Here is a 25,674-nt window from a genome sequence, read left to right on the forward strand (position 1 = left end):
GGCTCCCAGTAGTTGCGGGTGCTACGCGAGCAGGTCGCGTGCGCCCAGGTCGAGCAGCTCCCGTGCCAGCGCGATGCCCAACGCGCCGGCCTCGCCCACCGGACCGACCACGGAGGCCCGGACCGAGTCGGAGCCGTCCGCCGCCAGCGCGATGCCGCGCAACGACAGCTCCTCGAAGATCCGACCGTCGTCGTCGAGGGACTCGACGACTTCCGCGATCGCACCGACGGGCGCGGTACATCCGGCTTCCAGCTCGGCGAGGAGGGCGCGCTCGGCGGTGACCGCCGCACGCGTGACCGGATCGTCCAGGCCGGAGAGCACGGAATGCAGTTCCGCATCGTCGCGTCGGCACTCCACTGCGAGTGCGCCCTGCGCGGGCGCCGGCAGCATCTGCACCGGGTCGAGCGCCTCCGTCACCTCGTTGTGGCGACCGATCCGCTTGAGTCCGGCGAGGGCGACCACGATCGCGTCGAGTTCACCGTCCGCTACTTTGCGTAACCGAGAGTCAAGGTTGCCTCGTAGGGGGCGGATTTCCAAACCCAGACCCAGTGCAGTAAGCTGGCTGGCCCGCCGCGGGCTCGAGGTGCCGATCACGGACCCCGCCGGCAGCTCCCCCAGCACCAGTCCGTCGCGCGCCACGAGCGCGTCGCGGGCGTCCTCGCGGGGCGGCACGGCGGGCATGGACAGGCGCTCGTCGGGCGCGGTCGGCAGGTCCTTGAAGGAGTGCACGGCCACGTCGACCTCGTCGTTCGCCAGCGCATCGCGCAGCGCGGAGGTGAAGACGCCGACGCCGATCGTCTCGACCGGCGCGGCGCTCAGATCGCCCGGCGTGGTCACGATGACGAGCTCGGCGGGGTGGCCCGCCGCGATCAGCGCGTCGCGCACGGTGCCGGCCTGGGTGGTGGCCAGCAACGAGCCGCGGGTGCCGATGCGGATCGGGTTCGGGAGGGAGTGCGTGGTCACTTCAGACACTTCGGTCGTCGGATCCTTCGGTCGCGGAGACGGCGCCCGTGGCGCCGGGCTTGAGTTCGAAGAGCTCGCGCAGCGCCTCCGCGTAGGAGTCGCCCCCCGGGGTGGCGGCCAGTTGCTTGACGCGCACCGTCGGGGCGTGCAGGAGCTTGTCGACGACGCGGCGCACCGTCTGCGCCACCTCGTCGCGGTCCGTGCCCTCGAGGCTCGGAAGACGTGAATCCAGGCGCAGCAGTTCGGCTTCCACCACCTCGGCGGCACGGCGCCGCAGCGCCGTCACCGTCGGGGTGACCTCGGCGGAGCGCTGCGCGGAGAGGTACTCGGCGAGCTCGTCGGAGACGATGCGGCGCGCCTTCTCCGCGTCCTCCTCGGCGGCCTGCGTGCCCGGCTCGCGCGAGAGCGCGTCGATATCGATGACGGTGACGCCCGGCAGCCCCGCCACGGCCGGGTCGACGTCGCGGGGCAGGCCCAGATCGCACACCACGAGATCGGTGTCGACGGTCCGCTGCGCCAGCGCGGAGTGCACGTCGGCGAGGCTGACGACGCTGCCGACGGCGCCGGTGCAGGCGATGAGCACGTCGGCGTCGGCGAGGGCGGCGACCACGCCGTCCATCGGGACGGACCGCGCACCGTCGACCCCGGCGTCGAGGGCGGCCTGCGCGAGCCGCTGCGCCTTGTCCTGGGTGCGGTTGGCGACGGTGACGTCGGTCGCGCCCGCGCGGGCGAGGTGCGCGACGCCGAGGCCGCCCATGGCGCCCGCGCCGACGACGACGGCGCGCCGCAGCGAGCCGCCCTGCGCGCCGAGGATCTCCTGGGCGCGGTCGAGGGCGACGGAGACGACGGAGGCGCCGGCCTTGTCGATGCCGGTGTCGGTGTGCACGCGCTTGCCCACGTGCAGGGCGCGCTGCGCGAGGTCGTGGACCACGCGGCCGGCGACCTGGTGCTCGTCGGAGGCGGCGTAGGCGCCGCGGATCTGCCCGAGGATCTGCTGCTCGCCCACGACCATGGAATCCAGGCCCGAGGCCACGGAGAACAGGTGCTGGACGGCGGCCTCGGAGTAGCGCACGAAGGCGTGCTTGCTCAGATCGTTGATGGTGAGCCCGGAGCGGGCGCTCAGGACGTCGGAGACGGCTTCCAGAGCGGGGTGGAAGGCCTCGACGACGGCGTAGATCTCGACGCGGTTGCAGGTGGTGACGACCATGACCTCGTCGATGTGGGGCGACTCCATGAGCTGCGCCAGCACCTTGGGACGATCGGTCTCGGTGATCGCCAGTTTCTCGAGAACCGACACCGGCGCGCTGCGGTGCGACGCGCCGAACAGCAGAACCGACACCCTCGCTGCTCCTTCGAAGATCTTGACGGGTGAACTACAGTCCGTAGTTTCCCGTTAAGGCACGGTACCCCGCATCCCCTGAAATGGGAAAACGCGCACAGCCTCACCTCACCCGCGCAGGCGACGGCTGTCACCCGTCAGGGTCGTTCAGCCCAGGATATCCGCCCGCAGCTGCGGAATGTCCGCTTCCCAGTAGCTGTGCTGCTCCCCGTCGAGCAGGACCACGGGCAGCATGTCGCCGTACTCGCCCCGGTACTCGGTGTTACCGGGCGCGTCGACGTCCAGTTGCCGGTACTCGACGGTGCGCTCGGCGGCGTGGAGTTCGGCGACGAGCGCGGTGAGCTCGTCGTGGGCGCGGGCGCACATCCCGCACCCCTCCCTGGTGAGCAGAGTGATCACGGCCATGTGCCGAGTGTCCCACCCCGGTGTCGGCGCGCGCCGCTAAGGTTGAGGGGAATCACGCGAGCGGGGAGGTGCCCTTGTCCGACCAGGCCAACGCCGACGAACGTCGGCAGAGTGCGGCGGGCGAAGCGAGCGCGGACGCCGCTCACTCGCTGCTGCTCGAGAAGGAGGGCCGCGAGGACGGGCAGGTGCCGCCGGATCTCACCGCGGCCGCGTTCTTCGACGTCGACAACACGATGGTGCAGGGCGCGTCGATCGTGCACTTCGCCCGCGGCCTCGCCGCGCGCAACTACTTCTCCTACTCCGACCTCGCCTCCGCGGCGTGGGCACAGGCCAAGTTCCGGCTCACGGGCAAGGAGAACAGCGACGACGTGGCCGCCGGCCGGGAGAAGGCGCTCTCCTTCATCGCGGGCCGCTCCACCGAGGAGCTGAAGGCCGTCGGCGAGGAGATCTACGACGAGATCATCGCCGACAAGATCTGGCCGGGCACCCGCGCGCTCGCGCAGATGCACCTCGACGCCGGCCAGCAGGTGTGGCTGGTGACGGCCACCCCCGTCGAGCTGGCGCAGACCATCGCCGACCGGCTCGGCCTCACCGGCGCGCTGGGCACCGTCGCCGAATCGCAGGACGGGGTGTTCACCGGCAAGCTGGTCGGCGACATCCTGCACGGCCTGGGCAAGGCGCACGCCGTCCGGTCGCTGGCGATCCGCGAGGGCCTGAACCTCAAGCGCTGCACCGCGTACAGCGATTCGCACAACGACGTGCCGATGCTCTCCCTGGTGGGCACGGCCGTCGCGATCAACCCCGATTCGGACCTGCGCGACGTCGCGCGGGTGCGGGGCTGGGAGATCCGCGACTACCGCACCGGCCGCAAGGCCGCCAAGATCGGCGTCCCCACGGCCATCGGCGTGGGCGCCGCGATCGGCGGCGCCGCCGCGCTGATCAAGCACTTCAGCGACGACTAGATCCTCGGGCCCGACGGTGCCGTCCCCGCCCCGGCGCTCTCGTCTCGTCGCCCGGGCCCGACGGTGCCGCACCCTCCGACGGCCGTCGCGCGGCGCGGACCACAGTCCACAGATCGATCCCGCTTCTTCATAGCGTTGCAGCGTTATGAAGAGTCAGGACCGATAGCGAGAGGAGCCGTCGAGGAGCAGCCCGAACGGATTGAGGGCGTCGTGGAGCTTGTTCCGGAGACGATCCGGCTCTTCGCAGTCGTTCCAGTCCCAGTGCGTCGGGTACAGATTCCGCCCCATCAGCAGGCTGTCGCGTTGAATCCGCCGCTCCGAGGTGAAGCCGTCCCTCTGCTTGCCCTTGCCGTCGAACTCGCCCACCACGCGTTCGGCCCACAGGAAGTCGACGCGCGCCTCGAGCGCGCCCGCCTCGTTGAAGAATTCCCGCTGCAGCTCCGGGCGCGGGATCTCGGGCCATTTCAGCATCAGCGCCCTGCTGCGGGATTCGCCGACCGATTCCGACAGCGGCGACGCCTCCCCCATCGCTGCGAGTAGATTCGCGGCACCACGCCGCCGGCCGAGCCGGTCGATCGCCGCCTCCAGCTCCTCCCGCGTGACACCCATCCGCAACGCCGCGTCCAGCGCGCAGACGGCCGCCACGAAGTCGCCGGCCAGCGCGAGGTCGAGCGCCGTTCGCGCGATCGACGTCACCGTCACTCCGTCGACCACGACGACGTCCTCCGCGTCGAGCCGCCGCACGTGCAGCCGTCGGCGCCCGCGCTTCGTCCCGCCACGCGCGCCGTCACACGTGAAATCGACGGTCTGCCAGTCGGAGTTCAGCACCTTCATGCCCAACACCGCCGCAGCCGCCGCATGACTGAGCACCACGGAGTCCCCCGATCGCTGCGCCGCCGCCAGCGCGCTGATCCGCAACTCGTCCCACGGCGGAAGCCTCGCCCCCAGGTGGTAGGCCCCGCGCCACACGCGGGTCACCGCGTTCTTCTGCTGCCAGAAGCGGATCTGCCGGTCCGTCGCCCCCAGCGCCACCAGTTCCTCGCGATGCCGGAACTCGACCGGCTCGTCGTCCGCCATATGAACACCCCCGTCGGCGCCCCCACGCCGTCCACTGCATTCTGGCTCAACGGTGGGAATCCCGATGCGGTTCCCCGACTCTCCGGCCTCCCGCTATCGGTTCCGCTTCTTCATAACGCTGCAGCGCTATGAAGAAGTAGGACCGATCTGTGGACCGCGGTCCGCCCGGACGGCGGCTGCCGGCAGGCGAAGGCACCGTCGGGCCCGAGGACGCAACCGTCGGGCTAGAAGTCCTGGAAGATGTTCTTCCGGCGCGCGAGGATGCGGTAGAGCGACTGCTGGATGGTCTCGCGGACGTTGTCGGTGAGCTCGAAGACCACCATCGGGTCGTCGGCGTCGGCCTCGGTGAAGCGGTCGGTGGCGATGGGCTCGCCGAACTCGATGTGCCACTTGGACGGCAGCGGCACCATGCCCAGCGGGCCCAGCCACGGGAACAGCGGCGTGATCGGCGCGTAGGGCAGGCCGAGCAGCCGCGCGACGGGCTTGACGTCGGCGAGCATCGGGTAGGTCTCCTCCGCGCCCACGATCGACACGGGGATGATCGGCACCTGCGCGCGGATCGCGGCCGTCACGAAACCGCCGCGCCCGAAGCGCTGCAGCTTGTACCGGTCGCGGTAGAGCTTGCCGATGCCCTTGAAGCCCTCGGGCCACACGGCGACGAGCTCACCGCGGGTGAGCAGCGCCTCGGCGTCGGCGTTGCAGGCGACGGTGGCGCCCAGCTTGCGCGCGACCTCGCCGATGAACGGGTACTCGAAGGCCAGATCGGCGGCGAGCAGCCGCAGATGCCGCTGCTCGGGATGGTTGTCGTGCACCGCGACGGCGGACATGAGCCCGTCGAGCGGGATGACGCCGGAGTGGTTCGCCACCAGCAGCGCGCCGCCCTCGACGGGGAGATTCTCGGCGCCGGTGGTGTCCACGCGGAACCACTTGTCGTAGACGGGCCGCAGCGCCGGCAGGAAGACCGCGTCGGTCAGGTGCGGATCGAAGCCGAACGGGTCGATGTCGTAGTCGCCGGTGAGGCGCTCGCGGACGAAGGCGGCACCGTCGACCACCGATTCCGCGGCGCGCTCGCGCCAGCCCGGACCGGGCTCCCCCGGCTGGGCGGCGGCGATGTAGTCGGGGTTGAGGGCGTGCACCGTGGCCTCGCGGCGCGGGGCCGACGATGCCGGCGTGCCGGTCAGCGCGGACGGGTGCCGCTGCTGGGCGCGCTCGCGCCCCTCGGTGCGCGCGGTGTCGATGGACACGGGCAACTGCAGCACCTTCGCGTGCTGAGAGCCTGATGGGTTGGTCATAGATCTACCGTCCAGCCGTGCCGTCCTGAAGAACCGATTCCCGCGAACCGCCGGGCGAGCGAGGCGACCCGCTGCTCGACGCCCACGAAGGAATCCACACCGATTGTAGGTTCTGCGCGACCGTGGCGGGCGGTGTCCTCCATGACCTGCCGCGTGCTCAGACGCGGTTCGAAGCCGAACTCGCGCCGCATCCGGGTGGTGTCGAAGGCGTTGCCGAACCGCAGGTAGGCGAGCTGCACCCGGTCCGTCTGACCTCGGCCGCGGCCGCGGATCGCGGCGACGGCCGGCCCGAACGCGGGCCCCACGACGGGCAGCGGTACCCGGCCGGACAGGCGGATGGCCTGCGACATGGAGATGGCACCGTCGCCGGCGATGTTGTAGGTGCCCGGCCTGCCCGCCACCACGGCGTGCTCGAGCGCACCGAGGGCGTCGTCCTCGTGCAGCAGTTGCAGGCGGGCGTCGCGGCCCACGATCGAGGGCACGACGGGGCGCTCGAACAGCGAGCCGAGCAGGGTCTCGATGTTGGGGCCGAGGATCGGTGCCAGGCGCAGGATCGTCAGGTCCAGATCGGTGCGGCGACGGGCCATGCTGCGGGCGTAGGCCTCCGCGTCGAGGAGATCGCGCGGGTGGCCGATCGCGGCGGAGCCGCCGCCGAGGTCCTCGGTGATCAGGGCGGGATTGCGCGAGCGCGAGCCGTAGACCTGGGTGGACGAGCGCATGACGACCCGCTTGACCGTCTCCGACTTCTGGCACGCGGCGAAGACCCGCATGGAGCCGAAGACGATGGCGTCCTTGGTGGACGCGGACGGGAAGTGGTTGTCGGTGACCGAGGTGGAGCAGTGGACCACCGTGTCGACCTCGTTGGTGGCCATGATCTTGCCGAAGATGTGGCTGCGGTAGTCGACGCGGATGAACTCGGCCGGCTCCATCCGGCGGTGCATCGTCTTGGTGGGCGGGACGGCGTCCACGCCGATCACGCGCTCGATGTCCGGACGCTGCGCGAGCCGGCGCACGAGGTAGCCGCCCACGAACGTGGAGGCCCCCGTCACCATGACGACGCGCGGCGCGCTGACGACCGACTCACTCATTACTGCAGGGTATCGGGAAACACGAGAGCCCGCCCATGTCCTGGGCGGGCTCTTGCGAAAGTGTGACCAGAAGGCCTACTTGCCGAGTTTCCTACGCTGCACGCGAGTGCGACGGAGCAGCTTGCGGTGCTTCTTCTTCGACATGCGCTTGCGGCGCTTCTTGATCACTGAACCCATGGGTTCCTCACGTCTCTCTATCGAATTGCCATGTTCGGTGCGCGGCGGCCGGGTACGGATGAAGCCCCCGCGTCCACGCAGCAGGCTTCTACTTTACCCGGCGCGACGGCCCAGGCGAAATCCGCCCGTGCCGCGGCCGCGACTGACGTCCTCCGGGCGGGCCTAGCCCGCGTCGAAGAACGAGGTCTGCAGGTAGTCGTGGACGGCCTTCTCGTGGACCCGGAAGGACCGGCCCACGCGCACCGCGGGGAGCTCCCCGTTGTGCACCAGGCGGTAGACCGTCATCTTCGACACCCGCATGAGGGTGGCGACCTCGGCCACCGTCAGGAACGACGAGCCGGCTGCCTGGGGAGCCTGGGCTCCGGCACCGATCTCGGCGGGCTTGGTGTTCTTGTTTGCAGACGCCATGTAATCCCTAACCTCCGGCACATGTCGCGCCGCCGGCTTCCCCTCCGGCGGACCTGACACGCACGTGCTTCGAGCAGCTTAGCGGTACCAATGGGAATAATGCGACGGGAGTGAGCTAAACGAAGGTTCTACGCGAGCTTCCCGAGCTCGGCCGAACGCTCCGCACACGCCCGGGTCGCCGCATAAAACGCAGGTCGCAGGCCGTTTTTCTCCAGCTCGCGGATCGCCGCCGCCGTCGTTCCGCCCGGCGAAGTCACCGCCGCCCGGAGCTCGACGGGGGACGAGGAAGTCTCAACCATTAGTGCACCCGCGCCCGCGATCGTGTGCGTCGCGAGGGTGCTCGCCTGGTCGCGCGTGAGCCCCAGATCGACCCCCGCGTCGATCATCGCCTCGGCGACGAGAAAGGCGTAGGCGGGCCCGGAGCCCGACAGTGCGGTGAGCGCGTCGAGCTTGGACTCCGGCACGACGAGGGTCTGCCCTACCGCCTCCATCACCTCGCGCACGAGCGCCACGTGCGGCTCGCCGGCGTCGCGCCCGCCCGCGATCCCGCTCATCGACTTCCCGACGAGCATCGCCGTGTTGGGCATGACCCGCACGACGGGCGTCCCGTCGGGCAGAGCGGCCTCGTAGACCCCCGTGGGGACACCCGCCGCGACCGAGGCGACGACGGCGCCCGGCTGCAGCGCGGAGGCCACGTCGGGCAGGATCGCGGAGACCACGTCGGGCTTGACGGCGATCACCACGAGATCGGCCCCGTCGACCGCCTCCGCGACGGTGGTCACCGTCGACACCCCGTAGCGCTCCGCGAGCTCCCCGCCGCGGCCCGCGTTGGGCTCCGCCACCGTGAGCGCCGACGGGGCGTGCCCGGCCGCCACGAGGCCGCCGAGCAGGGCCTCCCCGATCCGTCCGCCGCCGATCAGCGCGATACGACCATCCATGTCAGTGCCTCCTCGATCAGTTCTTCTCGGGCTTGGGGGCCGGCATCATCGCCAGCTGCCGGGACGTCGCGACGACGTGCCCGGACTCGTCGACCAGCACGTGGTCCTCCTCGAACCACCGCTGCCCGACGACGGGCGCGGACGCGCGGAAGCGCAGCCAGCCGTTCACGGGCTCGCGGCGCACCGACGCGGTCAGCGTGATCGTCGGCGCCCAGCCGACGCCGCCGAGGTTGGCGACCACGGGCAGCGAGATGTCGGTGGCGAGCAGCGCGAACAGCCCGGACAGGGGCTCCTCGCGCAGCCGCACCCAGCCGCGGGTCTCGGCGGCGCCGATGCGGCCCTCGATCACCGGCAGGGTGTCGGCGTCGTAGTGCACCTCGGCCACGCGGCCGACCTTGAAGATCTTGGCCGCGGGGTGCTCGGGATCCCAGGCCAGCGCGGTGGGCGGCGGGGTCGGCGGCATCGCGTCGAGCGGCGTCGGCTCGGCGTAGCGCTCCTCGCCCTCGTCGCGGCGGGCCAGCGTCACGGCCGCCTGGACGTAGACGCGCTCGCCCTGCACGGCCTCGACGTTGACGAACGAGGTGGTGCGGCCGCGCTTGCGCACGTCGGTGCGCAGCTCGAGAGGGCCGGCGTCGGGGGCGCCGAGGTACTCCGCGGAGATCACCACGGGCTCGACGTCCGGGTCTCCCCCGTCGTCGCGGTAGGCGGCCCGCGCCGCCGCCGCGACGACGGCGAGCAGCGCACCGCCGTGCACCTTGCTGCCCACCGTCCATGTGGGGTCGATCTCGGCGGTGTACCCGCCGGGGGCCTTCGTGACGGACACCAGATCCGCGAACAAAGCCATCTGTGCGCTCTCCTTACCGGGGCACCCGCGCGGGTGCTCGACGTCAGGCTGCCGGGTCGGCGCGCAGGTGCTCCCGCGCGAATTCCAGCGCCTCCGTGAGCATGGCACGCCGCTCCTCGGGCGTCTTCGCCGAGCCCGTCGCGATCTCGAGGATCACGTGCCCGTCGAAGCCGGAGGTCGCGAGCCGCCGGCACACCTCCGCGGCCGGCTGGGTGCCGTGACCGGGCACGAGGTGCTCGTCGACGGCGGCACCGAGGCCGTCCGTCAGGTGCAGGTGCCGCAGCCCGTCGCCCATGCGGTCCATGAGCGCGAGCGCGTCCACGCCGGCGGTGGCGGTGTGCGAGAGGTCCAACGTGTAGTGCGCGTAGCCGACGTCCGTCGGGTCGATCGACGGGGAGAACGCGGAGACCGCGGCGCCCGGGTTGCCGCGCCGCCTCAGCCGCTCGACGGACTCGTTGCGCCGCAGCACGTCGAACCGCAGCGGGAACATGTTCTCCACCGCGACCGCGACGTGACTGCCGTCCTCGAGCTCGTGGACCAGGTCGACGAAGTGCTCGGCGTAGCGCCGCTGCCACCGGAACGGCGGGTGCACCACGACGGTGTCGGCGCCCAGGTCCTCCGCCGCCGTCACCGCGCGGCCGAGCTTGGCCAGCGGGTCCGGACCCCACACGCGCTGGCTGATCAGCAGGCACGGCGCGTGCACGGAGAGCACCGGCACGTCGTAGCGCATCGACAGCCCGGCGACGTTCGCGATGTCCTGGCTGGCGGTCTCGTGCCAGACCATGAGCTCGACACCGTCGTAGCCGGTCTCGGCGGCGTACCGGAAGGCGTCCTCGAGCTTCTCGGGGTAGACCGAGGCCGTCGACAGTCCGACCGCGATCCCGCTCACCCCGCCGAGGGTACTCAGTTCGAGCCGAGCGCCATCAGCAGCGGGCCGAAGGTGATCACCAGGCCCACGAACAGCGCGAGCCCCAGCGTCAGGTAGTCGGTGGTCTTGCGCAGGTAGTGCGTGAAGGTCACGATGCCGATGATCACGATGAACGCCAGCACGACGGTCAGCGCGATCGTCGCCTTGCCGCCGCCCCAGTTCCACAGCTTGAAGAAGCCGTAGAACAGGCCGGCACCCGCCGCGAGGCCGAGCACGACCTCGGCGGCCAGCACGAGCCAGCCGCGCCCGGTGCCGCCGGACTTCTCGGCGGCGTCCTCGCCGGCGTCGTCGGCATCCGCGTCGGTCTTCTTGGCCAGGAAGCCGGAGGGCTCCTCGGTGCGCGCCTCGCCGATCTGCTGGGCGCTCAGCGCAGCGGTATCGGGGGTCGACGGTGCCTCACCCTCGCCGTCCGGCACGGCGACCGGCGCCACGTCGACGGTGTCGTCCGCCGGCGCGTCGGCGAAGCGGGACTGCCGCTCGCGGACCTGCGCGGTGTTGAAGTCGGCGGTCGCCATGATCGGCGTCTCGGCCTGATCCCACCGCGACCACGCGTAGTCGGTGCCGTCCTCGGCCTGCGCGGCGGCCTCCTGCGGGGCCTCGGCCGGCGCGTCCTGCGCGTCGTCCTGCGCGGGCGCGGTGTCGGCCTCGGGCTGCGCCGGCTCGGCGCTCGCGCCGCGGTTCCAGCGGAGCAGGCCGGAGCGCCGGGGCTCGCGCTCGGCCGGAGCCTCGGGCTCCGCCGGTGCCTGCTCGACCTGCGCCTGCTCGGCGGGCTCCGGGGCCTCGGCGAGGCCGGGGTCGGCCACGGCGGCGGCGAGGAACGACGAGGTGATCGGCTCGTCGTCGGACTGCTCGGAGCCGGCCTGCTCGGCGGCGGGCGCCGGCGGCTCGACGATCTCGGGCTCGACGACCTCCGGCTCGACGGCCTCGGGGGCCGGGGTCCGGTGCTCCGGGGCGGGCTGCTGCGGCGCCTGCGCGGCGGTGGCCTGCTCGGGCGCGCCACCGGCCTCCGGCGCGGCGGGCTCCGCCGGGGCGGCGGCCTGCGCCGCGGGGTCGGAGCCCGGCGCGGGCTGGTCATCGCGGACGACCGGGATCTCACCGGTCAGCTCGGCGACGGTGATCGAGTTCTCGCCCCCGCGGTGGCGCCGCCGGCGTCCGCCCGTGGGTGCGGGTGCGGTCCCACCTTCCCTGGCGAGCAGCTCCGCCAGCGAAATCCTTCGCTCCTCGCTCATGCACGTCACCGTCCTGTGGCTCGTCGGCCTCGTGGGCCGCGCGCGTGCCGGAATTGTCACAACCGCCACCCACGCCTGTGTGGTCTTCTCGCAGATTCTACTGGTACACCGCGGCACTACCGTGACGGCACACGCGGCGGCACACGATGTTACTTCGTGCCCTTAATGGGACTTCGCGCCGTTCTCCGGCGTGAAACCGGCCTGGGTGTCGAGGTAGCGCAGGATCACGCCCTCGCGCAGCGCCCACGGGCAGATGTCGAGCGCCTCGACGTTCATCGCCCGCATCGCGGCCTCCGCGACCAGCGCGCCGGCCACGATCTGGCCCGCACGATCGGAGCTCAGCCCCTCGAGCTCCTTGCGGTCGGCCGCCGTCATCCGGCTGATGAACGCGATCAGCTGGCGCAGTCCGCTGGCCGTCAGGGTGCGCTTGACGCGCGGTCCCGCGGAGGACGGTGCCGCACCGGTCAGGCGCGCGAGCGTGCGCATCGTCTTCGACGTGCCCGCCACGAGGTCGGGCGTGCCCGCGGCCTCGAGTCGGGCGGCGGCGGGGGCGATCTCGGCGTCGAGCCAGTCGCGCAGCATGCCCACGCGACGGCGGCCGGGCGGGTCGTCGGGCAGCCACTCGCGGGTGAGCCGGCCCGCGCCCAGCGGCAGCGAGAGCGCGACGTCCGGCTCCTCGTCGACGCCGTTGCTCAGCTCCAGGGAGCCGCCGCCGATGTCGATGTTGAGCACGCGGCCGACGCTCCAGCCGTACCAGCGGCGCACCGCGAGCGCTGTGAGACGCGACTCGTCCACGCCGGAGAGCACCTCGACGTCGACGCCGGTGGCCTGCTTGACGTGGGCGAGCACCGTGTCGGTGTTGCTGGCGTCGCGGACCGCGGAGGTGGCGAAGGCCATGACCTCGGAGCAGCCGGAGCTACGTGCGATCTTCGTGAACTCCTCGACGGACTCCACGAGCGCGTCCTCGCCGGCCTGGCTGAGCCGGCCGCTGGGTTCGATCTTCTCGGCCAGCCGCAGCGTGGCCTTGGTCGAGCTCATCGGTGTCGGATGCGCGCCCCAGTGGGCATCGACCACGAGGAGATGCACCGTATTGGACCCGATGTCGAGGACTCCCAATCTCACCCCGCCAATCTAGACCCGACTACGGTGGCCCCTGTGACCGACCTTCCGATGCCCGGCCTGCGACGTCCCGTCCCGGAGGTCCCGTTGGACTTCCCGCGGGAGTGGCTGGAGTTCGCGGATCCCGCGGATCCGCAGCACCTGATCGCCGCGGACATGACGTGGCTGCTCTCGCATTGGACCTGCATGTTCGGCACGGCGTCCTGCCACGGGATCGAGCCGGGCCGCGAGACCGACGGCTGCTGCAGCCACGGCGCCTTCCTCTCGGACAAGGACGACAAGAAGCGGCTCAAGAAGGCCGTGGCGAAGCTCACGGACGCCGACTGGCAGTTCCGCGGCAAGGGGCTCGGTACGAAGGGCTACCTCGAGGAGGACGACCTCGACGACGAGCCGGCCCTGCGCACCCGCCGCTACGAGGGCGCCTGCATCTTCCTCAACCGGCCGGGCTTCCCCGGCGGCGAGGGCTGCGCGCTGCACGCCATGGCGCTGCGGACCGGCGTGGAGCCGCTCACCGTCAAGCCCGACGTGTGCTGGCAGCTGCCCGTCCGGCGCACCCAGGAGTGGATCGAGCGGCCCGACGGCGAGCAGATCCTGCGCACGACCATCGGCGAGTACGACCGGCGCGGGTGGGGCGCGGGCGGCCTGGACCTGCAGTGGTACTGCTCGGGCTCGCCGGAGGCGCACGTCGGCGCGCAGCAGGTGTGGCAGAGCTATGCCCCGGAGTTGACGGAGATGCTCGGCGAGCAGGCCTACGCCGCGCTGGCCCGCGAGTGCGAGGCGCGCAAGGACCGCCTGGTCGCCGTACACCCCGCCACCGCCGCCGCCACCGAGCGGCAGAGCTTCGACATGAAGTACGTCGAGCTCTGATCCGACGCGGACGGCGTCAGGCCACCACGGCTCCCCGCCGGACTTACCAGCATTACCCCAGAAGCCTTCCTGGCAGAACGTCTGAATCGGCTGCTACCTACCTGGGGATAGCCGCACCGGCCGCCATCTACTCGGACGGCGCGCGCCCGGCAACGGACCCGCACAGCCCGTCGAGCAGGTCCCTCTCCTCGTCCCGCGAGATTCCCGTCACCACGGCCGCGGGGTTCCCACGGAGCCATGCAGCCGTGTCCCGCGCGGTGTCCACCAGGCTCCGGGCCCGCAGCCCCGCGGCCGCGGAGAACGACGCGTCGTGATCGAGCATGCCGCCGTAGGCGGGCCGCGGCAGCCACAGCGGGAGCGAGCGCGGTCCCGTCCACGGTTGGACTCCGTGGCCGGATAGGAAGTCATCGGTCGCCCAGCACCATTTCGGCGCCACTCCGACGCCGGCTGCCGTCTGATCGAGGAACGCCCGCATCGGCGTCGCGGCGGCGACCGCGTCGAAGGTTCCTGCGGTGCGCCGCTCCGCGAGGAGGACGAGCCACTGCGCCAGGTCCCGCACGTCGATCACTTGGACCCGCGCATCAGGAGCGCCGGGTGCGAGCACGCGGTCACCGTCGGCCAGCGGTGCGAGTCGCGCCGGCCAGTAGGAGAACCGCCCCGTCGGGTCGCCGGGGCCCACGATCAGGCCCGGCCGCACCACCACCGCGCCGGGGTACCGGGCCCGCACGATGGCCTCGCACGCCACCTTCGTCGCGCCGTACGCCTCCGCGCTCGAGATCGGGTCGAGGTCCGTCTCGGCGGCGTTCAGGAGGGGCAGTGTCGCGGGTGTTCCGCCCGGCGTCGCAGAATCTGCGTACACGCTGATAGTGGAGACGAACACCCAGTGCGCGGCGGGCAGCGCCGCGACGGCCGACCGTACCCATGTCGGCGTTCCGGCCACGTCCACGACGGCGTCGAAAGCACCGTCGGACAGTGCGGACGGAACCGGCCCAGAGGATCGGTCCCACCGGACGAGCTGTGCACCGTCCGGCACGCACCCGGATGCGCCCCGCGCTGCGCAGACCACCTCGTGACCGGCCCACAGCGCGGCGACCGCCACCTCGCGGGACAAGAAGGCCGTGCCGCCGAGTACGAGCAGTCTCATACCCACACGCTGCACCGGCCGGCGGCTCCGCGCGAGCCGGCGCTGCTCACAGCAGTGTCTACGGCTCCAGCTTGTAGCCCAGCCCGCGGACGGTGACCAGGTGCTTCGGGTTGGCGGGGTCGGCCTCGATCTTGCTGCGCAGGCGCTTGACGTGCACGTCGAGGGTCTTGGTGTCGCCCACGTAGTCGGCGCCCCAGACCCGGTCGATGAGCTGCCCGCGGGTGAGCACGCGGCCGCTGTTGCGCAGCAGGTACTCGAGCAGGTCGAACTCCTTGAGCGGCAGGGTCACGGCCTCGCCGGCGACGGTCACGACGTGCCGCTCGACGTCCATCCGCACGGGGCCGCCCTCGAGCACCCCGTCGTCCAGGCCGTCCGCGGCGGCGGTGTCGGCGCCGCGGCGCAGCACCGCGCGGATGCGGGCGATGAGCTCGCGCGCCGAGTACGGCTTGGTGACGTAGTCGTCGGCGCCCAGCTCGAGGCCCACGACCTTGTCGATCTCGCTGTCGCGCGCGGTCACCATGATGACCGGCACGGACGAGCGGGCGCGCAGCTGCTTGCACACGTCGGTGCCGCTCATGCCGGGCAGCATCAGGTCGAGCAGGACGATGTCGGCCCCGGCGGAGTCGAAGTGCCGCAGCGCCTCGGCCCCATCGGTCACGACGGTGGTCTCGAACCCCTCCTTGCGGAGCAGGAACGCGAGGGGGTCGGCCAGCGACTCCTCGTCCTCGACGATCAGTACGTGTGTCACCGCACTACATCCTCACTGTGGTCATCGCGCTCTGCAGGTTCCGCACCCGGGTCGACCGGCGCCGGCAGCACCAGCGTGAAGGTCGAACCCATGCCCGGTTTGCTCCAGAGCCTAATGGTGCCGCCGTGGTTCGCGGCGACGTGTTTGACGATGGCGAGACCGAGTCCGGTACCGCCGGTCATCCGGGACCGCGCCTTGTCGACGCGGAAGAAGCGCTCGAAGACGCGCTCCTGGTCTTCGGGGGCGATGCCGATGCCCCGGTCGGTCACCGCGATCTCGATCGACGCCGTGCCGTCGACCGTCCGCCTGCGGCGGCTGATCGAGACCTGGGTGTTCTGCGGCGAGTAGGCGATCGCGTTGGAGATGAGGTTCGACAGCGCCGTGAGCAGCAGGGTGTCGTCGCCGCGGATCTCCACGCCGGAGGGGGCGTCGACGATGAGCTCGATGTTGTGCGCCTCCGCGGCCACCTGGGCCCGGGCCACGGCCTCGCCGACCACGTCGTCGACCTCGACGCTGCCGAGGTCGGGCAGCTTCTCGGCGCCCTGCAGCCGCGAGAGCGCGATCAGCTCGTTGACCATGTTGCCCATCCGGGTCGACTCGACGAGGACGCGGGAGCCGAAGTGCCGCACCGCGTCCGGATCGTCGTCGGATTCCAGCAGCGCTTCCGCCAGCAGGCCGATCGCGCCGACGGGCGTCTTGAGTTCATGGGAGACGTTCGCCACGAAATCGCGGCGGGTGGCCTCCATGCGCTGGTTCTCGGTGTCGTCGTCGGCGTAGACCACGGCGTACTGCTCGTCGGGCTCGATCCCCTGGATCAGCTCGACCCGGCAGCGCACCGCGATGCTCGCCCGGTCGGAGCGGCGCGCGACCGTCAGTTCGACGGTGGCGGGCATCCCCGTCTCGAGGACGCGGGAGGCGGCCTCCCAGACGCGGTCGTCGAGGAGCTGTTCGCGCACGAGGGAGAACTCCTCGGCGCGGGCGTTCGAGGTGATGACGTCACGGAACCGGTCGACCACCACGAGGCCGGTGGGCGACTCGCGGATCACCGCGCGGTTGAGCTCGGCCACCGTCAGCCGGGTGGGACCGGTCGGGGCGGCGGTGATGACCCGCTGCCGCACGCGCCGCGCGAACCATCCGATGAGGGCGCCCACCAGGGCGGACACCACACAGAGGGCCACAGTCACGCGGTCAGTGTACCCACGTCCGCCTACGTTTCTTCACATCGGGAACGACTGGTGAACAACGGGTTACCGCTCGGCGGCGTCCTCGACAACGGCGGCGTACTCGGGGTGCTTCGCGACGTAGCTCGCCACATAGGAGCAGACGGCGCGCGCCTTCTTCCCGGACTCCTTGACGTCATCGAGAGCCGCCTTGGTCAGCACGGCCGCGTAGCCGTTGCCGCCGTACTCGGCGTCCACGACGGTGTGCGTGAGCAGCCGGACGTCCACCTCGTCCACGTAGTCGAGGTAACCGGCCTGCTCCCCGTCGACGGTGAGCAGGTAGCGCTCCTGCTCCGGAGAATTGGTCACAGACACGTCAGCCATGTCGTCCAACCTATCGCCTCGGCCGCCCCGGAGCCTGAGGAAAGACTTAAGGGGCGGTACCGATTTCCTCGGTACCGCCCCTCGTGTGGTCTGAGTGCTACTTCCCGCCCTGGTTGGCGACCGCAGCGGCGCCCGCGGCGGCGGCCTCGGGGTCGAGGTAGGTGCCGCCGGGGTTGGCGACGGTGCCGTCCTCGGCGAAGGTGTAGGTCAGCGGGATGCCGGTGGGAATGTTGAGCTGCGCGATGTCGGCGTCGGAGATGCCGTCGAGGTGCTTGACGAGCGCGCGCAGCGAGTTGCCGTGCGCGGCCACCAGCACCGTCTTGCCCTGCGCGAGCTGCGGCTCGATGACGGCCTGGTAGTAGGGCACGAAGCGCTTGACCACGTCGAGCAGGCACTCGGTGAGCGGCACCTGCGGCAGGTGCGCGTAGCGCGGATCCTCGGTCTGGCTGTACTCGCCGGCCGGGTCGATCGCGGGCGGCGGGGTGTCGTAGCTGCGGCGCCACAGCATGAACTGCTCGTCGCCGTACTTGTCCTTGGTCTCCGCCTTGTTCAGGCCCTGCAGCGCGCCGTAGTGCCGCTCGTTGAGGCGCCAGTCGCGGACCACCGGGATCCAGTGCCGATCGGCGGCGTCCAGGGCGAGGTTCGCCGTGGTGATCGCGCGACGCAGTAGCGAGGTGTACAGGACGTCCGGCAGCAGGCCGGCCTCCTTGAGCAGCTCGCCGCCGCGGACGGCCTCGCCGCGGCCCTTCTCCGTCAGCGCCACATCGACCCAGCCGGTGAACTGGTTGGACGCGTTCCACTCGCTCTCGCCGTGACGGAGCAGGATCAGAGTGCCGTAGGTCATGGCACGGAGTTTAGTCGGGAGGCGAGGAAGCGCCGGAGGGGACCGCGCAGGTCCGCGCGGCTGCGCTCCGTGGCGGCGACGAGGCCGCCGAGCGACCGGGCGCCGTACAGCCGGTCGAAGAGCAGGCCCTCCATCAGGCTGACGAGGTCGCGCGCCGCCTCGTCCGGCTCCGCCGCGCCGAGTGCGGCGAACAGCCCGGTGGCGAGCGGCACCGAGAACAAGCAGGTCGCGAGGGGTTCCGCGAGATCCTCCGTCGCGGCGTCGGGAGCGAAGGCGTAGCGGGCGAGCGCGTCGCGCCGGCGCCCACCCAGGAGCAGGTCGAGTTGTGCGGCCATCACCGTGGCCGCCGTCTCGAGATCGACGGCCTCGGGCGCGGCCCGGTCGAAGGCGGCGCGGGAGCGGACGGCGAGGTGCCCGATCGCGCCACGGAGCAGGTCGGAGCGGGTGCGGAAGTAGTACGACGTGGACCCCTTGGGCAGATCGAGCCGCCGGTCGACGGCGCCGTGCGTCACCGCCCGGTTCCCGCCCTCGGCCGCGAGATCGAGTGCCGCCTCGCAGATCGCCGTCCGTCGCTCGTCCATGCTCCCCCTCGCGTCTTCTGCGGTTTCCGCGGCGAAACGGCTGGTCGTCGTCGCCGGAACCGCAGGGAATTGCGCACACCTCCGCCTTCCTCTACAACTATAGAGACTCTACTTTCATAGAGGATAGGGGAGGGTCATGACCGATGTCGGAGTCCGCGCCGTCGACGACACCGCGCGCTGGGTCGCGCACCAGCGCGCCGTCGAATCCGCGCGACCGGACGCGCTGTTCCACGACCGTCTCGCGGCCCGCCTGGCCGGGGCCCGCGGGCGCGAGATCGCCGCGCGCGCCGCCGCGGAACCGGCCTCCGCGGGTGGCGACGGCTGGTACCTGGTGGCCCGCACGGTGCTCCTCGACCGGGCCGTCCGGGACGCCGTCGACGCGGGCGTCGAGACGGTCGTCAACCTGGGGGCCGGGCTGGACGTGCGCCCGTACCGGCTGGATCTGCCCGCCGAGCTCGAGTGGATCGAAGTCGACCTGCCGGCACTGATCGCCGAGAAGGACGCGGCGCTCGCCGGCGAGACGCCCCGCTGCCGGGTGCGGCGCGTGCCGCTCGACCTGGCCGCGGGCCGTGTCACGACGGTCCTCGACGGCCTGCGGGGGCGCCGGACGCTGGTGCTCGCGGAGGGCCTGATCATGTACCTCTCGCCCGACGAGGCGGATGCGCTCGCGGCCGACCTGCTGGCCGCGGGAGTCGACCGCTGGTGCTTCGACCTCAGCACGGCGGGCGTGGGTTCGCTGGTGGCCGAACGCAATCGAGGCCTGCTGCGGTCGGCGCCGTGGCGCTTCCTCCCGGCCGACGGGGTGGCCCACTTCGAGCGGCGCGGCTGGTGCGCCGAGCGGATCGAGCCGATCTTCCCGGCCGCGGTCGCACTGGGCCGCCTCGACACCCCCGACGCGCGTCGCCTCGCCGCAGCGCCACAACCGGATCCGCGCGCCCCCGGCGACGCGCCGTACAGCGCCGTCGTGACCCTCACGCCCGCCCCCTGATCCACTCGCCCCGGCCGCCGCGCGCGCGGCGCGCCCACGGGCGCGGCCGATAGTCTGGCGATGTGGGGAACGAGCGAGCGGAGCCGGTGACGCTGCGCGCCCGGGTGCGTGCGAGCGGCGTGCGGGTGCGCGACGTGCTGTGGGCCGTCGTGGTGTTCGCCTGCGGCGCGCTGCAGTTCGACGACCTCGGCGCGAGCGGGTGGGAGTCCCCCGCGTTCTGGATCGCCGTGGCCGCGCTCGCCGCGGCGGTGCTCCTGCGCAACGCATCGATCGCCACCGCGACGGTGCTGGCGATCGCGGCGGGCGGCCTGTTCGTCGCGGCCCGCCCCGCCGGCCCCATCGCGGTCGTGATCGGCTACACCGTGGTCTTCGCCACTCTCGGCGCATCCCGGGAGCGCCTGTGGCGCACCGTGGGTGCGATCGGCATCGCGGCGGGCGGCCTCACCGGAGCTCTGTGGGTGGTCCGGATGGCGTGGCCCGAGTTCGTCCGCGCCCCCGGCGAGCTGTGGAGCGTGATCGGGTTCGTCGCCGTCGCCGCGGCGATGGTGTGCCTCATCGGTTACGTCATCGGCCTGGTGCAGCGGCAGCGCACGGCGGCCGCCGAGGTCCGCGCCGCGCGCGCCGAGCAGGTGTGGGCCGATCGACTGCTCGAGCAGGAGCGCGAGCGCAACCGCCTCGCCCGCGAGATGCACGACGTGGTCGCGCATTCCCTCGCGGTGATCGTGATGCAGTCCCAGGGCGCCCGCTACATCCAGCACACCGACCCCGCCCGGGCCGGCGCGGCGCTCGAGACCATCGGCGACATCGCCCGCGACGCCCTCGCCGACGTCCGCATCCTCTTGGGGCGGTTGCGCACCGGGGACGGCGCGCCGTCCACGCGCGACGCCGCCGCGCAGGACCTCGAGGACCTCGTCGGCCGGCTCACCGAGTCGGGGTGCGTCATCCGGTTCGACGGTGCCGGCGCGCCCCCGCTCCCCGACTGGGTGCACCGCACCGACGCCACCCGGGCCCTGCCCGAGCTGATCATCAACGCCGCCAAGCACGGCGACGACGCCGAACCGATCACCCTCGTGCACGAGCGGTCCGAGGGTCGCACGACGGTCACCGTCGCCAACACGATCGCCGCCGCGCCGTCGTCGTTCCCGCGCGGCGGCAACGGCCTCGTCGGCCTGCGGGAAGCGCTCGCCGAGGTCGGGGGCAGCCTGGAGGCGTCGGCCGACGCCGGACGGTGGCGCGCCGTCGTGACCGTGCCGGACCGGCCCGCCGAGCCCCCCGAGCACACCGAGCACACCGAGCAGGAGGAAACGTCATGATCCGGGTGGCCGTGGTCGACGATCAGGCGATGTTCCGCAGCGGCCTGGCGATGCTCATCGACAGCCAGCCCGACATGGCGCACGTCGGGGAGGCCGCGGACGGCGTCGAAGCCCGTGCGCTGGTGCGCGAGCAGCGCCCGCACGTCCTCCTGATGGACGTGCGGATGCCGAACATCGACGGCATCGACGCGACGACCCGCATCATGGCCGAGCCGGACCCGCCCGCGATCGTCATGCTCACCACCTTCGACCACGACGAGGCGGTCGCGCGCGCGATGGAGGCCGGGGCGGCCGGGTTCCTGCTCAAGGAGTCGCAGCCGCAGTTCGTGCTGGCCGCGATCCGCGACGTCGCGGCGGGCAACACGGTGGTCGCGGCGTCCGCGGCCCGGAGCCTGTTCTCGCGTACCGAACGCGCCCCGGAGCGCACGCGCCCAGCGGAGTTCGATCGTCTCACCGAGCGCGAGCAGCAGATCTTCCTGCGCGCCGCCGAAGGCCTGTCGAACGCCGAGATCGCCGCGTCGGAGTTCCTCGCCGAGACCACCGTCAAGACCCACATCTCCCGCGTGCTCACCAAACTCGGCCTCCGCGACCGGGTTCAGCTCGTCGTCTACGCCCACCGGCACGGGCTCCGCTGAGCCACGCGTCGGGGTAGTCCCCCAGCGCTCGACCGCACGATGTCCTCCTTGCGGAGTACGACGATGGTCCCTGCGGCGGACGATCCGGCACCGTCGGCCCCCGACGATGGGGGCATGCATCCTGATCACGCCTCCGGCACCCTCGCCCCGCCCCGCTCCGTCCCGGTGGTCGCCCTCGCCGGCGTCACCAAGTCCTACGGCTCCGGCGACGCCACCGTCGTCGCGCTCGACGCCGTGGATCTCACCATCGCGCCCGGTGGCTTCACCGCCGTGATGGGGCCGTCGGGCTCCGGCAAGTCCACCCTGCTCAATCTCGCGGCCGGGCTCGACCGGCCGACGCACGGCGAGGTGCACCTGGCCGGCGCCGCCATCACGGCCCTGCCCGACGATGCCCTGGCGGACCTGCGCAGCGCCACAGCGGGTTTCATCTTCCAGGCGTTCAACCTCGTGCAGTCGATGACGGCGCGGGAGAACATCGAGCTGCCCTACCTGCTGCGCGGGGCGCGCATCACCGGCGAGGACGCCGGCTGGATCGACTACCTCGCGGAGACGCTGGGCATCACGGGACTGCTGCACCGCCGTCCCGGCGCCATGTCCGGCGGGCAGCAGCAGCGGGTCGCGATCGCCCGCGCGATGGCGGCGCGGCCGCAGGTGATCTTCGCCGACGAGCCGACCGGCTCGCTCGACACCCGCACCAGCCGTGAGGTTCTCAGCATCCTCAAGGCCGCGTGCGCGCAGTACCGGCAGACCGTGGTGATGGTGACCCACGATCCGGTCGCCGCGTCCTACGCCGATCGCATCCTGGTGGTCGCGGACGGACGGGTCGTGGGCGACTACGCGCCGATGCCCGCCGGCCGGATCGCGGCGATGATGGTCGAGCTGGAAGGCGGCGCACGGTGACGGCGCCACGGTTGACCGCGCGCCGGGACCTGCGCGCCGTCGGGCTGGTCTCGGGTCTCAGCGCCGCGTACGGGGTCGCGCTCGTCGTCGCCGCGGGCGTGCTCGCCGCGGCCGGCGGCGCCGCGGGAGCCACCATCGCGCTGACCCTCTCAGCGCTGCTGATCGGGATGGCTCTCTACGTCAGCGCCATCGTCATCTCCACGGGCGTGAGCACCGTCGTCGTCGGGATCCGTCCGCACATCGCGCTGCTGCGGCTGCTCGGGGCGCGGTCCGCTCTGCTGCGGCGGCGACTGGTCACCGAAGTGCTCACGGTCGCCTCCGCCGCCGCGCTGCTGGGTGCCGCCGCCGGCGGCTGCCTCGCGATCGGGGTGCGCGGACGCCTCGTGAGCCGGGGCACGATCCCACACGAGAGCTTCTGGGCCACGGACCGTTTCACTCCCCTGGTCGTGCTCGCCACGATCGCCGTCGCCGCCCTCGCGGCGCGCTCGGCGAGCCGCACCGTGCTCGCGGTCAGCCCCGCATCGGCGCTTTCCGCCGCCGACGAGCACGCCGCTCCGGCCGCCTCGACGACGGCGACCCGAACGGTCGGCGCCGCAGTCCTGCTCGGCGTCGGCGCGATCGCCCTGCTCTACCCCGCCTTCGGCTCACTGCGCGGGTCCAGCAGCGGCATCCTGCTCGCCGCGCTCGGCGCGGTCCTGCTCTCGCTCGGCGTGCTCGTCGGGGCCCCCGTGCTGCTCCCCTTCGTGGTCGCCGGGATCGGTGCGCTCTTCGGCCGCTCCGCCCCCGCGGCGGTCGCGCGCAGCAACGCCCACGCCTACCGCGACCGCACCACCCGCTCGACCATCGGCATCCTCACGGGCGTCACGCTCGTGATCACGCTGGCCACCGGCGCGACGGCGGTCAAAACCGCTCTGGCGAGCGAGATCTCCGCGCAGGACTACCCCGAGGTGGCGCGGTTCATCGACATGACCACCATCGTGCTGATCGGCGTCACCGTGATCAGCGCCGTGATCAGCGCGATCGGCTATGTGAGCGTGATGTCGGCCGGGGTGGAGCAGCGCCGCCGCGAGATCGGCATGCTGCGCGTGCTGGGACTGCGCCGGACCGACGTCTACCGCACCACCGTCTTCGAGTCGCTGGCCATCGCGGGCGCGGCGGTCACGTGCGGCATCGTCCTCGGCGTCGTCATCGGCTCCGCCGGCGCGCGCGCACTGATCCCGTTCGCCGGCGACGTGCTGTTCGTGCCGTGGAACGCGCTCGCGTCACGATCGTCGCCGCCGCGGGCCTGGTGATCGCCAGCGCGATCACCCCGGCGCGTCGCGCCGCCGCGGTCTCGCCGATCGAAACGATCCGCGCATGAGCGCCCCCGCGACCACCGGCCGGCTGCTCGGTGTCGACGCGGCCCGCGGCCTGGCCGTGCTCGGCATGTGCCTGGTCCACGTCCACCCCACGACCGGTCCGACCTGGCTGCTCGACCTCGCCCAGGGTCGCTCGGCCGCCCTGTTCGCCGTGCTCGCGGGCGTCTCGCTGGCGCTGTTGTCCGGGGGAACGCATCCGCCCGCCGACCTGACCACGACGCGGCGACGGATCGGGGTGCGCGCCGCGATCCTGCTGGTGCTCGGCCTGACCCTGGCGACGCTGGGCACGTCGGTGATGGTGATCCTCTGCTACTACGCGCTGTACTTCCTGTTGTGCCTGCCGCTGCTGCGGCTGCGGGCCCCGGCTCTCGCGGCGCTCGCCGCCGCGACCGCCGTGGCCGGGCCGGTCGCCTCGTTCGCGATCCGGTCGCACATGGAGATCAACGAATTCGGTGGTTCCCCGTCGTGGCTCTCCGTCGGCGACGCCGGCGGGGCGCTGACGATGCTCCTGCTCACCGGCGCCTACCCCGCGCTGACGTGGACGCCGTTCGTCCTGGCCGGGATGGCGCTCGGCCGCCGGGGCGCGGGAACGACGCCACCGATCCGGCTGGTCACCGCCGGGGCGGCCCTCGTCGCCGCAGGCTTCGGCGGCTCGTGGTTCGTCCAGACGGTGCTCGGCGGGCGCGAGCGCCTGGTGGCGGTGCTGGAGCCGATCCTCGCGGGCTCGGGGCTCTCGGCCGAGCAGATGCTCAGCGCGCCGTCGTTCGGCGCGGCGACGACCACGTCGTGGTGGAACCTGACCCTCGCGAACGCCCATTCGGGGACGCCGTTCGAGATCATCGGGTCGATCGGCGTCGCGCTGGTGGTCCTCGGTGGCCTCACCGCGCTCAGCGAACGCCGCTGGGGGCGGCTGGCGCTGCGCCCGCTGATCGCCACCGGGACGATGGCGCTGACCGTCTACTGCCTGCACATCGTGATCCTGGCGGTACTCCCGCCGATGCGCTTCGAGGGAGAGGAGGCGATCACGCTCGGCGGCATGTCGCTGTGGACGTACTTCGTGCTATTGATCGCCGCACTCGTGGTCTTCGCCCTCGCGTGGACGAGGCGGATGCGGCGAGGCCCGCTCGAAACGCTGGTGCACCGCGCGACGCTCCTGATCCGCCCGCGGCCGAGCGCGCCGGCGGGCGACGGCGACGCCGCGCCTACTGTGCGTCGCGCCGGCGCAGGAGGGCCTTGATGACGGTGTAGTCGAACTCCGGGGCCGCGAGCTCGGCGGTGAACTCGGTGACGCCCTCGGCGGTCAGCTGATCGACGAAGGCCAGCGCACCGTCGGCCCCCATCCCGCGCGGGATGGCGACGTTGTGGGCGATGTCCTTCGGGTCGCGGCCGATGCGCTCGCAGGCGCGCGCGAGCACGCCGGCCTTGTGCCGGTAGGTCTCGAGGTCCACGAAGTAGTGCCACACCGAGGCGTACTGCGCGACCAGCGGCAGCGTCTTCTTCTCGCCGCCACCGCCGATGAGGATCGGGATGTCCCGGGTGGGAGCGGGATTGAGCTTGCTCCAGCGCTCGGTGATGCGCGGCAGCGCCGCGCCGAGGTCGTCGAGACGCGAGCCGGCGGTGCCGAACTCGTAGCCGTACTCGTCGTAGTCGCGCTGGAACCAACCGGAGCCGATCCCCAGGATCAGGCGCCCGTTCGAGATGTGGTCGACGGTGCGCGCCATGTCGGCGAGCAGGTCCGGGTTGCGGTAGCTGTTGCAGGTGACCAGCGCGCCGAACTCGATGCGGGAGGTCTGCTCCGCCCAGGCGGCGAGCATCGTCCAGCACTCGAGGTGCGTGCCGTCCGGGTCGCCGGAGAGCGGGAAGAAGTGGTCCCAGTTGTAGACCACGTCCACGCCCAGGTCCTCGAGCGTGGCGACGGCGTCGCGCAGCTGCTGGTACTCGGTGAAGTGCTGGGGCTGAAGTTGGACTCCGATGCGCATGCCG

The 25,674-nt window shown here is 72.1% G+C and carries 28 protein-coding genes; 8 read left to right on the top strand and 20 right to left on the bottom strand.

The features are described from left to right. Positions 1-21 precede the first annotated feature (21 nt). The 3 genes from hemC to BLQ62_RS20505 all read right to left on the bottom strand — a co-directional run bounded on the left by hemC (position 22) and on the right by BLQ62_RS20505 (position 2,707). Positions 22-963 (bottom strand): hydroxymethylbilane synthase, encoded by a 942-nt coding sequence (gene hemC / locus BLQ62_RS20495; RefSeq protein WP_068527667.1) that lies wholly within the window; start codon positions 961-963, stop codon positions 22-24. 1 nt (position 964) lies between these two features. Beyond that, a complete protein-coding gene (locus BLQ62_RS20500; RefSeq protein ID WP_068527663.1) occupies positions 965-2,302 on the bottom strand; it encodes a glutamyl-tRNA reductase in 1,338 nt (445 codons plus the stop codon). Between the two features lie 147 nt (positions 2,303-2,449). Beyond that, a complete protein-coding gene (locus BLQ62_RS20505) occupies positions 2,450-2,707 on the bottom strand; it encodes a glutaredoxin family protein (protein WP_068527660.1) in 258 nt (85 codons plus the stop codon). Between the two features lie 74 nt (positions 2,708-2,781). On the opposite strand from BLQ62_RS20505, the gene BLQ62_RS20510 reads away from it, so the two are divergent. Then, positions 2,782-3,669: an HAD family hydrolase gene (locus tag BLQ62_RS20510; RefSeq protein WP_114652720.1), complete on the top strand. Its 888-nt coding sequence runs from the start codon at positions 2,782-2,784 to the stop codon at positions 3,667-3,669. 153 nt (positions 3,670-3,822) lie between these two features. Here BLQ62_RS20510 and BLQ62_RS20515 read toward each other — a convergent pair whose 3' ends face one another. The 10 genes from BLQ62_RS20515 to BLQ62_RS20560 form a co-directional block, all read right to left on the bottom strand. Beyond that, a complete protein-coding gene (locus BLQ62_RS20515; RefSeq protein WP_068564302.1) occupies positions 3,823-4,746 on the bottom strand; it encodes a hypothetical protein in 924 nt (307 codons plus the stop codon). 224 nt (positions 4,747-4,970) lie between these two features. Further along, on the bottom strand, positions 4,971-6,038 hold the full coding sequence (locus BLQ62_RS20520; protein WP_068527654.1) for a lysophospholipid acyltransferase family protein: 1,068 nt from the start codon (positions 6,036-6,038) through the stop codon (positions 4,971-4,973). Further along, positions 6,035-7,126 carry an NAD-dependent epimerase/dehydratase family protein gene (locus tag BLQ62_RS20525; protein WP_068527651.1) on the bottom strand — a complete coding sequence of 364 codons (1,092 nt, stop codon included), beginning with the start codon at positions 7,124-7,126 and terminating at the stop codon, positions 6,035-6,037. Before BLQ62_RS20525 ends, BLQ62_RS20520 begins: the two co-directional genes overlap by 4 nt. A gap of 75 nt (positions 7,127-7,201) precedes the next feature. Next, on the bottom strand, positions 7,202-7,303 hold the full coding sequence (locus tag BLQ62_RS20530) for a 30S ribosomal protein bS22 (protein WP_003402602.1): 102 nt from the start codon (positions 7,301-7,303) through the stop codon (positions 7,202-7,204). 162 nt (positions 7,304-7,465) lie between these two features. Further along, complete coding sequence (locus tag BLQ62_RS20535) at positions 7,466-7,711, bottom strand: helix-turn-helix domain-containing protein (protein WP_068523814.1); 246 nt, start codon at positions 7,709-7,711, stop codon at positions 7,466-7,468. Positions 7,712-7,839: 128 nt separating this feature from the next. Beyond that, entirely contained in the window at positions 7,840-8,649 is an 810-nt protein-coding gene (gene proC, locus BLQ62_RS20540; RefSeq protein WP_068564300.1) for a pyrroline-5-carboxylate reductase, read from the bottom strand. A 16-nt stretch (positions 8,650-8,665) separates the two neighbouring features. Then, complete coding sequence (locus BLQ62_RS20545; protein WP_068564298.1) at positions 8,666-9,493, bottom strand: thioesterase family protein; 828 nt, start codon at positions 9,491-9,493, stop codon at positions 8,666-8,668. A gap of 43 nt (positions 9,494-9,536) precedes the next feature. Then, positions 9,537-10,382, bottom strand: a complete 846-nt coding sequence (locus BLQ62_RS20550; RefSeq protein WP_068527642.1) for a sugar phosphate isomerase/epimerase family protein — start codon at positions 10,380-10,382, stop codon at positions 9,537-9,539. Positions 10,383-10,396: 14 nt separating this feature from the next. Next, positions 10,397-11,650, bottom strand: a complete 1,254-nt coding sequence (locus tag BLQ62_RS20555; protein WP_068564296.1) for a hypothetical protein — start codon at positions 11,648-11,650, stop codon at positions 10,397-10,399. Between the two features lie 162 nt (positions 11,651-11,812). Continuing rightward, the gene (locus BLQ62_RS20560; RefSeq protein WP_068527636.1) at positions 11,813-12,772 is read right to left on the bottom strand and encodes a Ppx/GppA family phosphatase; all 960 of its coding nucleotides are present in this window, start codon (positions 12,770-12,772) and stop codon (positions 11,813-11,815) included. Between the two features lie 48 nt (positions 12,773-12,820). Between BLQ62_RS20560 and BLQ62_RS20565 the strand changes: the two genes are divergently transcribed. Then, complete coding sequence (locus BLQ62_RS20565; protein WP_068564682.1) at positions 12,821-13,636, top strand: DUF3109 family protein; 816 nt, start codon at positions 12,821-12,823, stop codon at positions 13,634-13,636. A gap of 127 nt (positions 13,637-13,763) precedes the next feature. Here BLQ62_RS20565 and BLQ62_RS20570 read toward each other — a convergent pair whose 3' ends face one another. The 6 genes from BLQ62_RS20570 to BLQ62_RS20595 all read right to left on the bottom strand — a co-directional run bounded on the left by BLQ62_RS20570 (position 13,764) and on the right by BLQ62_RS20595 (position 18,497). Continuing rightward, positions 13,764-14,780: an NAD-dependent epimerase/dehydratase family protein gene (locus tag BLQ62_RS20570; RefSeq protein WP_068564294.1), complete on the bottom strand. Its 1,017-nt coding sequence runs from the start codon at positions 14,778-14,780 to the stop codon at positions 13,764-13,766. A 58-nt stretch (positions 14,781-14,838) separates the two neighbouring features. Next, positions 14,839-15,528: a response regulator transcription factor gene (locus BLQ62_RS20575; RefSeq protein WP_068527631.1), complete on the bottom strand. Its 690-nt coding sequence runs from the start codon at positions 15,526-15,528 to the stop codon at positions 14,839-14,841. Beyond that, the gene (locus BLQ62_RS20580; protein ID WP_068564292.1) at positions 15,525-16,712 is read right to left on the bottom strand and encodes a sensor histidine kinase; all 1,188 of its coding nucleotides are present in this window, start codon (positions 16,710-16,712) and stop codon (positions 15,525-15,527) included. Before BLQ62_RS20580 ends, BLQ62_RS20575 begins: the two co-directional genes overlap by 4 nt. A 63-nt stretch (positions 16,713-16,775) precedes the next feature. Beyond that, a complete protein-coding gene (locus tag BLQ62_RS20585) occupies positions 16,776-17,072 on the bottom strand; it encodes a GNAT family N-acetyltransferase (RefSeq protein WP_068564290.1) in 297 nt (98 codons plus the stop codon). Between the two features lie 97 nt (positions 17,073-17,169). Beyond that, positions 17,170-17,916: a phosphoglyceromutase gene (locus BLQ62_RS20590; protein ID WP_068527621.1), complete on the bottom strand. Its 747-nt coding sequence runs from the start codon at positions 17,914-17,916 to the stop codon at positions 17,170-17,172. Next, a complete protein-coding gene (locus tag BLQ62_RS20595) occupies positions 17,913-18,497 on the bottom strand; it encodes a TetR/AcrR family transcriptional regulator (RefSeq protein ID WP_068564288.1) in 585 nt (194 codons plus the stop codon). The genes BLQ62_RS20590 and BLQ62_RS20595 overlap by 4 nt, the downstream gene beginning before the upstream one ends. Before the next feature lie 136 nt (positions 18,498-18,633). On the opposite strand from BLQ62_RS20595, the gene BLQ62_RS20600 reads away from it, so the two are divergent. The 6 genes from BLQ62_RS20600 (at position 18,634) to BLQ62_RS20625 (ending at position 24,928) form a co-directional block, all read left to right on the top strand. Next, entirely contained in the window at positions 18,634-19,485 is an 852-nt protein-coding gene (locus BLQ62_RS20600) for a class I SAM-dependent methyltransferase (protein ID WP_068564285.1), read from the top strand. Positions 19,486-19,547: 62 nt separating this feature from the next. Continuing rightward, positions 19,548-20,798: a sensor histidine kinase gene (locus tag BLQ62_RS20605; protein ID WP_068564283.1), complete on the top strand. Its 1,251-nt coding sequence runs from the start codon at positions 19,548-19,550 to the stop codon at positions 20,796-20,798. Next, positions 20,795-21,433, top strand: coding sequence for a response regulator (locus BLQ62_RS20610; RefSeq protein WP_068564280.1), 639 nt, complete (start codon positions 20,795-20,797; stop codon positions 21,431-21,433). The genes BLQ62_RS20605 and BLQ62_RS20610 overlap by 4 nt, the downstream gene beginning before the upstream one ends. 114 nt (positions 21,434-21,547) lie before the next feature. Further along, complete coding sequence (locus tag BLQ62_RS20615; protein ID WP_068564681.1) at positions 21,548-22,333, top strand: ABC transporter ATP-binding protein; 786 nt, start codon at positions 21,548-21,550, stop codon at positions 22,331-22,333. Continuing rightward, positions 22,330-23,625 (top strand): FtsX-like permease family protein, encoded by a 1,296-nt coding sequence (locus BLQ62_RS20620; protein ID WP_139184266.1) that lies wholly within the window; start codon positions 22,330-22,332, stop codon positions 23,623-23,625. Before BLQ62_RS20615 ends, BLQ62_RS20620 begins: the two co-directional genes overlap by 4 nt. Positions 23,626-23,689: 64 nt before the next feature. Next, positions 23,690-24,928 (top strand): DUF418 domain-containing protein, encoded by a 1,239-nt coding sequence (locus BLQ62_RS20625; protein WP_068564276.1) that lies wholly within the window; start codon positions 23,690-23,692, stop codon positions 24,926-24,928. On the opposite strand, the gene BLQ62_RS20630 is transcribed toward BLQ62_RS20625, so the two are convergent. Continuing rightward, the gene (locus BLQ62_RS20630) at positions 24,894-25,670 is read right to left on the bottom strand and encodes an LLM class F420-dependent oxidoreductase (protein ID WP_068564274.1); all 777 of its coding nucleotides are present in this window, start codon (positions 25,668-25,670) and stop codon (positions 24,894-24,896) included. The two genes, BLQ62_RS20625 and BLQ62_RS20630, sit on opposite strands and share 35 nt — an antisense overlap. Between the last annotated feature and the right edge of the window lie 4 nt (positions 25,671-25,674).

Origin of the sequence: Tsukamurella pulmonis (assembly GCF_900103175.1) — a bacterium.
In the GTDB taxonomy this organism is placed as follows: Bacteria; Actinomycetota; Actinomycetes; order Mycobacteriales; family Mycobacteriaceae; genus Tsukamurella; species Tsukamurella pulmonis.